This window comes from Flavobacterium sp. CG_23.5, from assembly GCF_017875765.1.
Classification (GTDB): domain Bacteria; phylum Bacteroidota; class Bacteroidia; order Flavobacteriales; family Flavobacteriaceae; genus Flavobacterium.
The window spans coordinates 851,552-865,450 of the sequence record NZ_JAGGNA010000001.1; the positions used below are offsets into that span (position 1 = coordinate 851,552).

Annotated in this window: 14 protein-coding genes; 6 read left to right on the forward strand and 8 right to left on the reverse strand. The window is 34.0% G+C overall.

Annotated features, from left to right (window positions below; genetic code table 11):
- Positions 1-155 precede the first annotated feature (155 nt).
- Positions 156-1,040: a helix-turn-helix domain-containing protein gene (locus H4V97_RS03515; protein WP_245345183.1), complete on the reverse strand. Its 885-nt coding sequence runs from the start codon at positions 1,038-1,040 to the stop codon at positions 156-158.
- 9 nt (positions 1,041-1,049) lie between these two features.
- Complete coding sequence (locus H4V97_RS03520; RefSeq protein WP_209548924.1) at positions 1,050-1,463, reverse strand: nuclear transport factor 2 family protein; 414 nt, start codon at positions 1,461-1,463, stop codon at positions 1,050-1,052.
- A gap of 471 nt (positions 1,464-1,934) precedes the next feature.
- Here H4V97_RS03520 and H4V97_RS03525 point away from each other — a divergent pair, with 471 nt between their 5' ends.
- Positions 1,935-3,029: a hypothetical protein gene (locus H4V97_RS03525; protein WP_209548925.1), complete on the forward strand. Its 1,095-nt coding sequence runs from the start codon at positions 1,935-1,937 to the stop codon at positions 3,027-3,029.
- 163 nt (positions 3,030-3,192) lie between these two features.
- Positions 3,193-3,702 (forward strand): GNAT family N-acetyltransferase, encoded by a 510-nt coding sequence (locus H4V97_RS03530; protein WP_209548926.1) that lies wholly within the window; start codon positions 3,193-3,195, stop codon positions 3,700-3,702.
- A gap of 219 nt (positions 3,703-3,921) precedes the next feature.
- Here the strand turns inward: H4V97_RS03530 and H4V97_RS03535 are convergent, their stop codons facing one another.
- The 6 genes from H4V97_RS03535 to H4V97_RS03560 form a co-directional block, all read right to left on the reverse strand.
- Positions 3,922-4,458, reverse strand: a complete 537-nt coding sequence (locus H4V97_RS03535; protein ID WP_209548927.1) for an NADPH-dependent FMN reductase — start codon at positions 4,456-4,458, stop codon at positions 3,922-3,924.
- A 133-nt stretch (positions 4,459-4,591) separates the two neighbouring features.
- The gene (locus H4V97_RS03540) at positions 4,592-5,122 is read right to left on the reverse strand and encodes a carboxymuconolactone decarboxylase family protein (protein ID WP_209548928.1); all 531 of its coding nucleotides are present in this window, start codon (positions 5,120-5,122) and stop codon (positions 4,592-4,594) included.
- A 177-nt stretch (positions 5,123-5,299) separates the two neighbouring features.
- A complete protein-coding gene (locus H4V97_RS03545; protein WP_209548929.1) occupies positions 5,300-5,500 on the reverse strand; it encodes a hypothetical protein in 201 nt (66 codons plus the stop codon).
- A gap of 215 nt (positions 5,501-5,715) precedes the next feature.
- Positions 5,716-6,099 carry a DUF3037 domain-containing protein gene (locus H4V97_RS03550; RefSeq protein ID WP_209548930.1) on the reverse strand — a complete coding sequence of 128 codons (384 nt, stop codon included), beginning with the start codon at positions 6,097-6,099 and terminating at the stop codon, positions 5,716-5,718.
- The gene (locus H4V97_RS03555; protein ID WP_196851289.1) at positions 6,077-6,871 is read right to left on the reverse strand and encodes a HipA family kinase; all 795 of its coding nucleotides are present in this window, start codon (positions 6,869-6,871) and stop codon (positions 6,077-6,079) included. The genes H4V97_RS03550 and H4V97_RS03555 overlap by 23 nt, the downstream gene beginning before the upstream one ends.
- Positions 6,872-6,946: 75 nt before the next feature.
- Entirely contained in the window at positions 6,947-7,801 is an 855-nt protein-coding gene (locus tag H4V97_RS03560) for an NAD(P)H-hydrate dehydratase (protein WP_196851290.1), read from the reverse strand.
- A gap of 227 nt (positions 7,802-8,028) precedes the next feature.
- On the opposite strand from H4V97_RS03560, the gene H4V97_RS03565 reads away from it, so the two are divergent.
- From H4V97_RS03565 to H4V97_RS03580, 4 genes are all read left to right on the forward strand, one after another.
- The gene (locus H4V97_RS03565; protein ID WP_196851291.1) at positions 8,029-9,567 is read left to right on the forward strand and encodes a S10 family peptidase; all 1,539 of its coding nucleotides are present in this window, start codon (positions 8,029-8,031) and stop codon (positions 9,565-9,567) included.
- A 330-nt stretch (positions 9,568-9,897) separates the two neighbouring features.
- Positions 9,898-10,980, forward strand: coding sequence for a glycine cleavage system aminomethyltransferase GcvT (gcvT, locus tag H4V97_RS03570; protein WP_209548931.1), 1,083 nt, complete (start codon positions 9,898-9,900; stop codon positions 10,978-10,980).
- Positions 10,981-10,987: 7 nt separating this feature from the next.
- A complete protein-coding gene (locus H4V97_RS03575; RefSeq protein ID WP_196851293.1) occupies positions 10,988-13,018 on the forward strand; it encodes a carboxy terminal-processing peptidase in 2,031 nt (676 codons plus the stop codon).
- A 104-nt stretch (positions 13,019-13,122) separates the two neighbouring features.
- Positions 13,123-13,836 (forward strand): YebC/PmpR family DNA-binding transcriptional regulator, encoded by a 714-nt coding sequence (locus H4V97_RS03580; protein WP_196851294.1) that lies wholly within the window; start codon positions 13,123-13,125, stop codon positions 13,834-13,836.
- Positions 13,837-13,899 lie beyond the last annotated feature (63 nt).

The following is a 13,899-nucleotide window of genomic DNA, read 5'->3' on the forward strand; positions in this document are numbered from 1 at the left end:
TTTTACCATAATTTTATCAAAAAAAAGTGATTCCAAAAAATCAACAAACAGCTTTTTAAAATCTACTTCAATACGAATCTATAAAATTCCTGTTAATAAATTATAGATTTTGCCCCAACACTTCGTTGAAAAGCTAAGATACCCTATAAAAAAAGTTAACTCATTGCCCTCGCAAAACCTACAGTATCACGATACATTTGAGGAGAAACGTCAGCATTATTTTTAAAGAAACGACTGAAATAATGCTCATCCTCATATCCTAATTCGTACGCAATTTCTTTTACCGCTTTGTTCGTCAAATACAATTCTCTTTTGGCTTCAATGATAATGCGTTCCGAAATTAAATCGGTTAGGGTTTTATTGAAATGGGTCTTGGTTATTTTCGCTAATGCTTTCGGAGTCAGATTCAACAAGTCAGCGTAATCGCTGGCGGAATGTTTCGTCTTGAAATGCACTTCAATGTAATTCTTTAAATTCTGAAGAATAAACGGTTCTTTGGCATCCAAAACCGCTTTGCAATCTTGGACTTGCATCTGATCTTTCAATCGAGAAGCTGTAATCAGAAAAATCTTTAGGTACGAAATCAATAATTCATATTGTGCCAATGCCGGATTTTGCATTTCCTTTTTGATTTGTTCCAAAACCATTTCCAATGTGTTTTTCGCGGCTTCATCAATCAAAATAAATGGTGGTTCGTAGATGTTATTGAACAAAATGCCATTGCACGCCACTTCGGCTTGATGCTTGTGAATACAGAAAAAGTCCGGATGAAAATTCAAAACTATCCCTTCTATTTTTTCGTTAGTTTGCAACATAAAAGGTTGGTACGGTGCAAAAGCAAATAAAGAATTCTCCACAAAATCATATTCCGAGAAATCCACTTTTACACTTCCTGTTCCTTTTTTAATCCAAATCAACGAATAATAATTCAGCCGTTGCAGGTGATCAAAATGACTGTTATCCTCAAAAGTAAATAATTTGAAAGCCAGATTTCCATTTTGAGGATTGATTAAAGTATGTGTGTTTTTATCCGTCATCATAAAATTATATTATCTAAACTTTCTGTCTTTTTCTTCTATAGCCAAATCATTAATACTGGCAAATCGTTTTCTCATCAAACCATTTTCGTCAAACTCCCAGTTTTCATTTCCGTACGCTCTAAACCATTGTCCTTCGGCATTGTGGTATTCATACTCAAAACGAACGGCCATACGGTTTTCGCGAAAGCCCCAAAGTTCTTTTTTTAGTGTGTAATCCAGTTCTTTTTCCCATTTATGTTTCAAGAATTCCTTCACCGCTTCTCGCCCGTTGATAAACTCCGTTCTGTTGCGCCATTGCGTATCTATTGTATAAGCTGACGCTATTCGCTCCGGATCTTTGCTATTCCAGGCATCTTCGGCCAGTTGTACTTTTAGCAAAGCTTTTTCCATGTCAAATGGAGGAAGTGGCAGTTTCTGTTCCATGAATTTATTTTTAGTGGTTATATTATTCCTTATTTTTATAATAACAAAGTTATCATATAATCATGATACAATAATGGAGAATGCACGCAAAGGCATGGACAATTTTCACAATCATCGATTTAGGGATTTTTTAAAATGCGACTATCAAAAAAAATTTCGGATACACTAGAAAACTTCAGTAAATGTAAAACTGTCTAGACCAGCACAAATTGAATGCATTTTAAAGTGGGATGAATTAGCATAAAAATTAAAACTCACTAAGATTTAGAATCGTTTTTAGAATAATAAACAAGTCCTGAATCTAATGCCCCATTTATGGTATGCATTTCAATATTTTATAAAACTTATTTTTCTGTACGATAAATCAACTATATTTACTCAAAATAAACATTCTAATGCAGCCTTCAAATATTTTTAGAAAAACTAATAGTGAAAGCAATGCTTTAAAATCAATTGAAAATAAACTACATAATGATTAGATATCTATTCGTACTGCTTTTGACTTTACGATCAATTACTTCTGTTTATTCACAACATAAAATAAAAGAAATTTTTTCCGAAAGATTAGTGCCTTTTGTCGAAATTTATTCCGAAAATGGAGATTTAATAGGCATGTCCGATAACAATGGAATTATATCATCTGATTTAGAAAATAAAATTTACAACACCACAACAAAAAGTTTAACTTTTGTAAATCCAATTTATAAAACCAGTGAAATAAGTATTGAAATATTTAAAAACACACCAATTATTTCGTTAAATAGGATTGTGACCGAACTTGAAGAAGTTGTAATAAAACCAAAACCTAAAGTATATGAATATCTAAAATTAAAAGGATATTTTAGAAGCATTCAAATTAATGAAGACAAACCCCATTATTTTATAGATGGAATTGTTGAATATTATATTTCATCAAAATCTGACAAAATCAAAATGAAAATAATTTATAATCGTTCATTTGAAAACAAATCTATAAAACAAATAAGCCCTAATTATTGGTTTATGGTAGCGGGTGTTCCTTCTTTTAATGATTGTATAAAACATAAAAATCTCAAAAATGAATACAATTTAAAACTTACAAACAATCAAAACATAATTATTTTAGACAAAGAAACTAATCTTGAAAAAGGAACAATAATAAATTTTAAGAACAACTTGAACTTACAATTGGAAATTATTTCCAATAAGAAACCTAAAGTTATGAAAATGTTTGGGATGGAAACGGATTATAATAATTATACAATCAATGCGATTTATAACAGTGATGATGCCCTTAAAATGAATTTAGAAAACCTTACTTACTTTAAAGAAATAAGAAGCTATGATATAAAAAGAAAACAAAAAGATAAATTTCAAAAAGTTGAAGCAACACACGAGTTTTTTCTACTCGAAAAAAATTATGTAAATGAAATTAATTCTAAAGGATTTGATAATTTTTACACTTTTAAAAAACCAAGCGATTTTGAGGGAGATTATTGGAAAAATGTTGAAAACGAATATTTCCAACTTATGCCAAAATCATTAGAAAAATACATTCAAGAAAATTTAAAACTTATTGAAAAATAGAAAATAAAACCTAATCAATCGGATAAACCATATATCTCTCGATTCAATAGCGAAGAAACTTTTTCCGGTATCCACCACAATGATACACAAAACAAAACGAAAGACAATTGTGATATTCTTTTTTTACCTTTGAAAACTCATAACTACAACCCATCTATTTTTCATGATTACAAAAGCAACATTAGAAGACGTTTCCTCCTTAAATAAATTAATAAATTCAGCCTATCGCGGTGAATCTTCTAAAAAAGGATGGACCACGGAAGCAAACTTATTAGAAGGACTAAGAACTACGGAGCAAGAACTAACGGAAACCATTGCCAATCCTAAAAATACTATTCTAAAATTTACGGAGAACAATGCAATTATAGGTTGTGTACTATTGATTGAAAAAGAGCAGCAATTGTATTTAGGAATGCTGACGGTTTCTCCTGAATTGCAAAATAGCGGCGTTGGAAAAAAATTATTGCAACAGGCTGAAATTCATGCTTTGACTTTAGGATTACCTAAAATTGTAATGACAGTAATTTCTGTTCGGGAGGAATTAATTTCATGGTATAAACGCAATGGTTATATCGATACAGGTGCAAGAGAACTGTTTCCCGCAAGCGATGTTCATATTCCAATTACCGAACAGCCTTTGGAATTTATTGTTTTAGAAAAAAGGATAGGGTAGTTTAAATCCTTCCATAACCCACTCACTCGAATCCTATTAAAGGTCTTTCAATCTTCGGGTAGGTCGCGTAAGGGATTGCGGCGATATCCTTTATTTTTTTCTTTTAAAAAAATAAAGATAAAGCCAAAAGCCCGACCCAAAAGTTGAAAACGAGGAAGGAACGACCGAAATTTTCAACTTTTGGGATACGCCCAAATGAGGAGGGAAAACAATTTATTTTTAGTTTATACTTTCCAATAAAGCTGTAAGAACTGCTTTTAATTCCTGAAGTGTTTCAGGATTTGTGATCACTCCCAATTCATTCACTTTACTTTTGATGGTACCAATAGCCAGCGAAGAATTTTGGGGCGTGTTTGTCCCCAAGGCCGAAAGAGTCAGCATCAAGGATGCCAATGCCTTATCGCCCCCAGTGTGCATGGGCGACACGCTGATTGCAGCAACGGATTTATCATTGAGTTCACCCGAAGAAACGAGCCAGTCCAACGCATTTTTTAACACGCCCGGCACTCCAAAAGCATATTCAGGAGTAGAAAATATAACACCGTCGGCAGCTTTAATCTGGTTTCTAAAATGGGTAACTGCCGGCATTTCTTCGCTGGTTTCCGGATTAAAATGTGGCAACTGGTCTAATCCTTCCACTATTTTTACGATTACATTTTCAGGAGCGATTTTAGCCATTGCTCTTAAAATGTTGGTATTCGCCGAAGTTGATTTCAAACTTCCAGAAATAGCTATAATAGTGGTATTTTGTTTCATGTTATATATTTTTTCAAAAACAAAAAAGTAAAAACCAATAAGACTAATTGGTTTTTACTTTTTTTAATTCAATGCTTTCATTTTATAAAATTTCTGCTGTAGAACCTAGCGGGATAAAAATACCACTTATTTTTTATAAAGCCGGAGCCAAAGGAAAATCAACAGGAATTTGAGTCAAATTATGCAAATAATTCATCGCGGTTTTATCGCTCACTTGCAGAATTAAATCTACCAAATTTTCGTTGGTATAACCCTGTGCGAAAAAACTATCTACTGACTCGGTGCTGGCATTTCCCTTGTTTGCGGTAATATCAGCAGCTAATTGCACCAAAGAATTTAGTTTCGCATCGGTGCTTTTTCCTTTTCGGATGTCCAATAATTGGTCTTCGGAGAAACCATTCATTTTACCTAAAACGAGATGCGCACTTTGGCAATAAACACAACCGTTTACTTGGCTTACAATTAAGTTTACCGCTTCTTTTTCTTTGTTAGACAAAGACGTTTTAGCATTTTGATACGCTAAAAATCGAGATAAACCATTATCGGAATGAGCAATTGTGGCGTATAAATTTGGAACAAAACCCAATGCTTTTTGTAAGTTGTCGAAAATGTCTTGGTTAGCCGGTGCTACTTGATCTCTTGTTGGAACTGTAAATGTTGTCATTTTATTTTTGTTTAAATTGATTGTCGGTATTGACTTAGCAAAGATGCGACAGCTCTAAACAGTATAAAATGGACAATAAACGCCAGTTGATGGACTATTTTTCTTGATTAAATTAAATCTTGCTTGCTTTACCTCGATTAGCGAAACAAAAATTGCGATGACTTATTATGACACCTGCTATAGTTGTAACTCATCAATTTCAACAATACCAATTTCCATGAAAATTTCAGGCTCTCTGACCGTTTGCCAATAATCTGCAACTATGCTCAATACCACATCTTTTAAACCGCTCAAAGAACTCTCCATTTGATATTCTTCGTCTTTGATTACTTCAATAAGCAATTCATTTACTTTTCTGATTTTTTCTGAATTTGTCATCTTGCACTATTATTAGTTTCTTAACTGTTTTATCATTCCTTGATTGAGACAATATTATTGATTATCTGACAATTATAAAAAGCTCAATACTTCAAAATTATAGGACGAAAAGTATTTTAAATAATAGTATTCAGCAATACCCACTTTTAGTGATATTTGATAAAAAAAGCGAATACAAACAAACGAACAATAGAATAAATTACTAATTATTAGAGTTACAAAACCATTTCTTCAAATAATCGTTGGATTGTTTGTTCCAAATCATTACACAATCCCGGATGTGGTCTTGATGTTTGTATGGCAGAACTTCGCAATGCAGTTAGCCAGCGAAAACGAGATGGAATATCAAATTGTGCGATAGGTCCACCGTCTTTAGCACCACAACCTATTTTTTGGAAAGATTCCAGGTTTAATTGCAGTTGTTCCAAATCTAATTCGCTTGAAAACAGCTGCATTTTTTTTTCATTAATGGTATAAAGTACCTTTATAAATCTGGCTTGTTTACAAAAAAGAATAATCCCTACATTGAGGAATTCTTCGCGTTCTACCCTAGGTACAACCCGGATTACGGAGTACTCATATAAGTGTTTCTCTTGCATTTTGGGCTTCATTTATAAAAATTTCAGAATGGTTCAATCGTATTAATAAAAACTGAAGATAGACTTCCCGAAGCGCTTCGGGAGCTTCATCGCTATCTTCCCAATTGAGCCATTCCTCAGGAATAAGATTAACAATAGATTGCAAAACTTCTTGCGTTAAAATGCTTTTGAATAAAACATCGGTTTCTTGTAGCATTGAAGCTTGCGGCAACAATACGTGATCTTTTATCAGTGCGAAGGGGCTATGGGCATGTTTTTCCCAATTGGTCCAGGAATGATGAAAATACAAACAAGCGCCATGGTCAATCAGCCACAATTCCTTGTGCCAAATCAACATATTAGTATTTCTAAACGTTCGATCCACATTTGTAATATATGAATCTAGCCAAACAATCTCTGAAGCCTGTTTTGCATGAACGACTGTTACCACAGGATCATAATTAATGGCTCCAGATAGAAAATGCAAAGCCAAATTAAGTCCCTGACTGCCTTGTAACAAATCTTGAATTTCTTCATCGGCTTCAGTACGTCCAAAAGCTTCATCCAGATTGGCATACACTAATTCGGGGATTTTTAATTTTAAAACACGGGCAATTTCTCCGCCAATCAATTCGGCGATTAAAGCTTTTACACCATGACCAGCTCCTTTAAATTTTAAAACGTATTTAAAATCATCATCGGCTTCCGCCAATGCAGGCAAAGAACCGCCTTCTCGCAAAGGAGTAATATATCGGGTAACATTTACAGTTCTTAGATGGGGGTTATTTTCCATAATCTAATTTTAATTACGCTTTTTGCGTTGATACAAACTTACAAATAACTGTGATGGACTTTATAGCCGCTATTGCTATTTCTGAGCATTTTCTAAAGTCAAATACGCTTTCCCAATATTCGCAATAACATCGGAAGCTATAAAAGACTGATAACCAGTTTCCGGCAAAGCAATATCAGCGGTTAATCCGTGAAGGTAAACACCTAGAATTGCCGCATTCACCGGTTCATAGGATTGCGCCAATAAACTGGTAATCATTCCCGTTAAAACATCGCCGCTTCCTGCCGTTGCAAGCGCTGCGTTTCCAGTGGAATTTTCATAAATTGTTTCGCCATCAATAGTATGCGTTGGTGCGCCTTTCATGACTACAATCAAATTATATTGTTTTGAAAAGGCTTTCGTTTTTTCAAATTTTTCTTCCTCCGAATTCCACTTTCCTATCAATCGTTCCAATTCTTTCGGGTGTGGCGTGATAATAGTTTTTGGAGCCAATAATGAAAGCCATGATTTGTTTTGAGATAAAATATTCAACGCATCGGCATCAATAACCAAGGAGATTGTATTGGTATTCAGGAAATCATGTAAGGCATTTTGAGTAGCAAGTTCCTGTCCGATTCCAGGTCCAATTCCGATGGCTTGCGGTACAATATCGAAAGTGATATTCGAGATGAATTTTTCTTGAACATCTGTCAAAATCATCACTTCGGGAATGGAGATTTGCACAATTTCATACCCGCATTTGGGAATAAAAGCAGTGACTAAACCGCAACCAGTTTTTAGCGCTGATTTGGAAGAGAGACAAATAGCTCCTATTTTTCCATAGCTTCCGCCAATTAATAAAGCATGACCTTGAATACCTTTATGCGTATGTTTATCAATGGGTTTATAGCGTTTTAGAATTTCTTTTTGGTCGATATAAATGGTATTCATAGTAGGATTTGTTTGTCTAAAATTACACATTATAAATCAAAATCGTTTATTCTAATTTAAAATTTGGGAATCAAAACATTTAAGATACAGCAGATTTGCTTCAACGATACATTTTAAATCGTAATTAATTCTGACAAATAGTTAGGACATTATTGTCATTGTTTTAAAAAACAATACATTAGTAACTTCAAAATTTACTACTAAAACGAAACCAGATAAATTATCTTATGAAAAAAACAGTATTCTTATTATTACTCACCGCATTTATAAATCATTCGTACGCACAACAAACTGGTTCTGAATCTAAAGAAACAAAAGTGGTAACCAAAGAGGAAAAACCTTCTCCCGCTAATCTTGTATTCAATCCCGATCAAAATGTGGTTACAGAACACACAACGACCATAAAAGGACAGCGAGTTCCGTACAAAGCAACCACGGGTACGATGCCAGTTTGGGACGAAGATGGAAAAGCAATTGCAGGATTATTTTACACCTATTACGAACGCTCCGATGTTAAAGATCGCGCTTCACGCCCATTGGTGATTTCTTTCAATGGTGGCCCAGGCTCTGCTTCCGTTTGGATGCAAATTGCTTACACCGGTCCCAGTTTATTAAATATTGATGAGGAAGGATATCCTTTGCAACCTTATGGAATCAAAGAAAATCCCTATTCTATTTTAGATGTGGCGGATATCGTTTTTGTAAATCCCGTTAACACTGCCTATTCTAGAGCCACAAGCAAAGAGATACCAACAACTAAATTTTTTGGCATAAATGCCGATATTAAATACTTAGCTGATTGGATTGGTGGATTTGTAACTCGCACGAACCGTTGGGCTTCGCCTAAATATCTTATTGGCGAAAGCTACGGTACAACTCGTGTTTCCGGATTGGCGCTCCAATTGCAAAACAATCAATGGATGTATCTAAACGGAGTTATCTTAGTGTCCCCAACAACATTAGGAATTACTCGTGGCGTAGCTGCTGATGGAGCGCTAAAACTCCCGTATTTTGCAGCTACAGCATGGTATCATAAAATGTTACCTCCCGATTTACAGAATAAAGATTTAACTGATATGCTCCCAGAAGTCGAAGATTTTACCATCAATGAACTTCTTCCATCGTTAAGCAAAGGTGGTTCACTTGACGAGCAGAAAAGAAAGGAAATAGCTGCGAAAATAGCGCGTTATTCTGGGATTTCGGAAAAAGTCGTTATGCAAAATAATCTGGACGTTCCTTATAATTATTTTTGGAAAGAATTGTTGCGCGATAAAGGTTTTACAGTGGGAAGACTCGATTCCCGCTATAAAGGAATTGATCGTAAAGATGCCGGTGAAGGTCCTGATTTTAATGCTGAACTCACTTCGTGGTTGCATTCCTTTACACCCGCAATCAATACCTATATTCGTAATGATTTGAATTTTAAAACCGACTTCAAATACAATATGTTTGGTTCCGTAAATCCTTGGGATAAATCAAATGATGAAACTGGTGAAAATTTACGTCAGGCCATGGCGCAAAATCCTTATCTAAATGTCATGGTTCAATCCGGATATTATGATGGCGCTTGTGATTATTTCAATGCAAAATACAATTTATGGCAAATGGATCCCAGCGGAAAACTAAAAGACAGAATGAGTTGGAAAGGTTATCGTAGCGGACACATGATGTATTTAAGAAAAAAGGATTTGGAAACCGCAAATGAAGATATTAGAATGTTCATAAAAAATTCATTGCCAAAAGCAGGACAATCAGCAAAGTATTAAGAGCGAGACTTTTGGCTAAAAAAGACAAATCAAACCTATTTTTGATTTGTCTTTTTTGTTTCGTAAACCAAGCTAAGTCTTAAAAAAAGATTGAATTGAAAAAACAAATGCCCTAGCCCAGATAGCAATGGAAAGCCCACAGTCACGCCTTTTGTTGGCGAGACGAGGACTTGAAATGGATAGCTGGAATTAGCTCCAAAAAACAATTATCTTGAAAAGTTATTTATGATTTTCGAAAACGTTTGAAACTTTAAACTTTGCTTGCCATCGCCTTTGTCACTCGGAATAAAAGCGATAAATTAGCGGCATCAAATTTTATACAAAATCACAATGAAAAATACTGCGCTTACGCACATACATGAAAGTTTGGGAGCAAAAATGCTTCCGTTTGCCGGATATAATATGCCAATTTTATATGAAGGGGTGAATGCGGAACATGAAACGGTTAGAAATGCCGTGGGTGTTTTTGACGTGTCACACATGGGAGAATTCTTGCTTACGGGTCCAAATGCATTGGCTTTGATTCAAAAAGTGACTTCGAATGATGCTTCCACTTTGACGATTGGAAAAGCGCAATATTCTTGTTTGCCAAACAATGACGGCGGAATTGTAGATGATTTGATTGTCTATAAAATGAAAGAGGAACAGTATTTACTAGTAGTAAATGCTTCGAATATTGAAAAAGATTGGAATTGGATTTCAGCTCATAATGATTTGGGTGTGGAAATGAAAAACCTTTCGGATGATTATTCTTTGTTGGCAATTCAAGGACCAAAAGCCGTTGAAGCAATGCAATCATTAACATCAAAAGATTTATCAGCGATTCCTTATTATCATTTTGAAGTGGGTGATTTTGCAGGAATTGAGAACGTAATTATTTCGGCTACGGGTTATACCGGTTCTGGAGGATTTGAAATTTATTGCAAAAACTCAGAAGTGGAACAAGTATGGAATAAAGTTTTTGAAGCGGGTGCTGCATTTGGTATTAAACCAATTGGATTGGCTGCCCGTGATACGTTGCGTTTAGAAATGGGTTTCTGTTTGTACGGAAATGACATTAACGATACTACATCTCCTCTTGAAGCTGGTTTGGGTTGGATTACAAAATTCAATAAAGAATTCACCAATTCAGAAAACTTGAAAAAACAAAAAGAAGCCGGAGTTACTAAAAAACTGGTTGCTTTTGAAATGCAAGAACGCGCGGTGCCAAGACATGATTATGAAATTGTGAATGCTGCAGGAAACGTAATTGGAATCGTGACATCGGGAACGATGTCTCCGTCAATGAATAAAGGAATTGGTTTAGGATACGTAACTGTTGAAAATAGCGCTTTAGATAGTGATATCTTTATAAGAATTCGTAAAAATGATGTATCTGCCAAAGTGGTAAAATTGCCTTTTTACAAGAAATAAAATTTAAATGAGAATTTTTTCACTCGCACTATTCTTAGCTACATTTTCCCTGTTTGGTCAAAATGATGCTGCAACTTGTGAAAAACTTACCAAAATAAATGCGTTAATTCAGCGTGAGCATGTTAATCCAAAACCGGTAGACGACAGTTTATCGGTTTTTGTTTTTGATAGTTTTATTGACAAAATTGATCCTTCAAGGAACATCTTCCTGAAATCAGAATACGATATCCTTTCTAAAAAATACCGATTAAACATTGATGATCTCATCAAAAGCAACGATTGTTCTTTTCTAACGGAAATCTCGACTGTTTACAAAAACGACCTTTTGAGAAATAAAGTTATTTTAGAAAAAATTAATCGCGAAGCTATCGATTATGAATTGAAAGATACGATTCGGTTTTATAAAAAAGCATTTCCTATTTATTTAATGGAAAGCCAGGTGGAGAAAGTTTGGCGAAAAAAAATTAGATATGAAATTCTGGATGATATTTCTAATAGCAGCAAAAATCTGGATTCTATAAAATCCAATTTTAAGGCATTGGAATCCAAAGCAAAAAATACAATTATACAAAACGAACTTTGTAAAATAAATACTGTTTTACAAAACGACATGGATTTCGAAGAAAGTCTTTACAATGACTTTTGCAATTATTTCGATCCACATACTTCTTATTTTAGTGATGATACTAAATCCAGTTTTGTCGCCTCCTTATCAAAAGAACATTTATCGCTGGGGCTAAACGTAAGCCTAAATGAAAAAAGTGAAATTATAATAGATGAGTTAGACCCGAATGGTCCTGCATTTCTAACCGGAAAAATAAAAAAAGGAGATCAAATTGTGTCGATTTCAAACCAAAAGGAAACTTTACTGGTTACCTGTGCTACGTTAGAATCTATTTCGAATATGATTTTATCAGAGACAAATAAAAATATTCTGTTAACCTTAAAGCGTAAAGCGGGAAAAAACTTTGATGTACTTGTAGAAAAGCAAGTTATCAAAGATGAAGAAAACACGGTTTACAGTTTTATCATTGAAAAAGATATCAAAATAGGATATATAAAAATCCCCAGTTTTTATTCTGATTTCGAAGGAAATAACAGCAAAGGTTGTGCTCAGGATGTTGTAAAGGAAATAATCAAATTACAAAAAGATAATATCAAAGGACTGGTTATTGATTTAATAGATAATGGTGGCGGTTCAATGGAAGAAGCTATAAAACTCGCTGGAATATTTGTTGATAAGGGTCCCATTTCAGTGGTAATTGACAAAAACAAAACCAAAACAGTAATAGAAGATCCATTTAAAGGAATGTTCTATAAAGATCCTATCGTAATTCTTATAAACGGAAATTCAGCGTCAGCGAGTGAATTTTTCTCATCGATTCTTCAGGATTACAATAGAGCGCTACTAATAGGAAGTACGACTTTGGGAAAAGCGACTATGCAAACCATTATTCCATTGGAAGAAAATGACAAGGAAAATTTTGTAAAAGTAACCATCAACAAATTTTATAGAATTACAGGAAAAAGCCATCAAAGTGTGGGTATATCTCCAAATGTAATCCTTCCTGAAATTTACGAAACCATCTTTCAAAAAGAAAGTAACTTTCCAACGGCTTTTAAAAACGACAGCATCGATACCTCTCTTAAATTCAGGACTTATTTTAAAAATAGTTTAATCGTAAAAATAACAAAAAACAGTAATCAAAGGATTGCAAACGATCCTTATTTCAATAGTATTAAGACTATCAATACGAGAATAGATAATTTAGTTAACCAACCAAAAACAGCGATAGTAGTTACAGTTGATGCTATTTTTGCTGAACAAAATAATGCAACGAGTTTGTGGGAAGATATTAGTGCGTTTAACTCAAAGAGTATTGATTTGAATGTGTACAACTCCAATTTAAATCAATATCTTCTCGCTAATCACCCTTTAGAAAAAACCTACAATCAATTCCAATTAGACGCTTTGAAAACAAATCATTATCTAAATGAAGCAATTACTATAATTGAAGATTTTAATACCTTAAAATAAAAAAATAACAGACCAAATCATCTTTAATAGATGAAAAGAATTTAAATTGATTTTGGTAAAATAACTAATAACTGTATTTTTGCAGTTCAAAATAACAAATAGAAATGGGAAGAGCGTTTGAGTTCAGAAAAGGTAGAAAAATGAAACGTTGGTCTGCGATGGCTAAAGCATTTACCAGAATTGGGAAGGATATCGTAATGGCTGTTAAAGAAGGTGGACCAAATCCTGATGCTAATTCAAGATTAAGAGCAGTTATTCAGAATTCAAAGGCTGCAAATATGCCTAAAGAAAATGTGGAACGCGCTATTAAAAAAGCAACTGATAAAGATACTGCCAACTATAAAGAAGTTTTATTTGAAGGATACGCACCTCATGGAATAGCGATTCTAGTGGAAACGGCTACCGATAATAATAACAGAACTGTTGCTAATGTTAGAAGTTATTTTAACAAATGTAATGGAACAATGGGAACTCAAGGTTCAGTAGAATTTATGTTTGACCATACTTGTAACTTCCGAATTCCGGCTAACGGAATGGATCCAGAAGAATTAGAGTTAGAATTAATTGATTTTGGTGCTGAAGAAGTTTTTGAAGATGAAGATGGTATTCTAATTTATGCTCCATTTAATAGTTTTGGAACGATTCAAAAAGAATTGGAAAGCAGAGGTCTTGAAATCCTTTCTTCTGGTTTTGAAAGAATTCCTCAAATCACCAAAACTTTAACGGAAGCTGAAGTGGCCGATGTAGAAAAACTTATTGAAAAATTAGAAGAAGATGATGACGTAATGAACGTGTATCATACAATGGAAGAGGCATAAACTTCATTCCAAATTATAAATAAAACTCTGGCTCCGGCTGGAGTTTTTTGTCTCCAATTGTAT

What these genes read in the sequence shown, in the direction of transcription:
- H4V97_RS03515 (WP_245345183.1), bottom strand. Translation starts at nt 1,040, where the DNA reads ATGATGACGGATAAAAACACACATACTTTAATCAATCCTCAAAATGGA.
- H4V97_RS03520 (WP_209548924.1), bottom strand. Translation starts at nt 1,463, where the DNA reads ATGGAACAGAAACTGCCACTTCCTCCATTTGACATGGAAAAAGCTTTG.
- H4V97_RS03525 (WP_209548925.1), top strand. Translation starts at nt 1,935, where the DNA reads ATGATTAGATATCTATTCGTACTGCTTTTGACTTTACGATCAATTACT.
- H4V97_RS03530 (WP_209548926.1), top strand. Translation starts at nt 3,193, where the DNA reads ATGATTACAAAAGCAACATTAGAAGACGTTTCCTCCTTAAATAAATTA.
- H4V97_RS03535 (WP_209548927.1), bottom strand. Translation starts at nt 4,458, where the DNA reads ATGAAACAAAATACCACTATTATAGCTATTTCTGGAAGTTTGAAATCA.
- H4V97_RS03540 (WP_209548928.1), bottom strand. Translation starts at nt 5,122, where the DNA reads ATGACAACATTTACAGTTCCAACAAGAGATCAAGTAGCACCGGCTAAC.
- H4V97_RS03545 (WP_209548929.1), bottom strand. Translation starts at nt 5,500, where the DNA reads ATGACAAATTCAGAAAAAATCAGAAAAGTAAATGAATTGCTTATTGAA.
- H4V97_RS03550 (WP_209548930.1), bottom strand. Translation starts at nt 6,099, where the DNA reads ATGCAAGAGAAACACTTATATGAGTACTCCGTAATCCGGGTTGTACCT.
- H4V97_RS03555 (WP_196851289.1), bottom strand. Translation starts at nt 6,871, where the DNA reads ATGGAAAATAACCCCCATCTAAGAACTGTAAATGTTACCCGATATATT.
- H4V97_RS03560 (WP_196851290.1), bottom strand. Translation starts at nt 7,801, where the DNA reads ATGAATACCATTTATATCGACCAAAAAGAAATTCTAAAACGCTATAAA.
- H4V97_RS03565 (WP_196851291.1), top strand. Translation starts at nt 8,029, where the DNA reads ATGAAAAAAACAGTATTCTTATTATTACTCACCGCATTTATAAATCAT.
- gcvT (WP_209548931.1), top strand. Translation starts at nt 9,898, where the DNA reads ATGAAAAATACTGCGCTTACGCACATACATGAAAGTTTGGGAGCAAAA.
- H4V97_RS03575 (WP_196851293.1), top strand. Translation starts at nt 10,988, where the DNA reads ATGAGAATTTTTTCACTCGCACTATTCTTAGCTACATTTTCCCTGTTT.
- H4V97_RS03580 (WP_196851294.1), top strand. Translation starts at nt 13,123, where the DNA reads ATGGGAAGAGCGTTTGAGTTCAGAAAAGGTAGAAAAATGAAACGTTGG.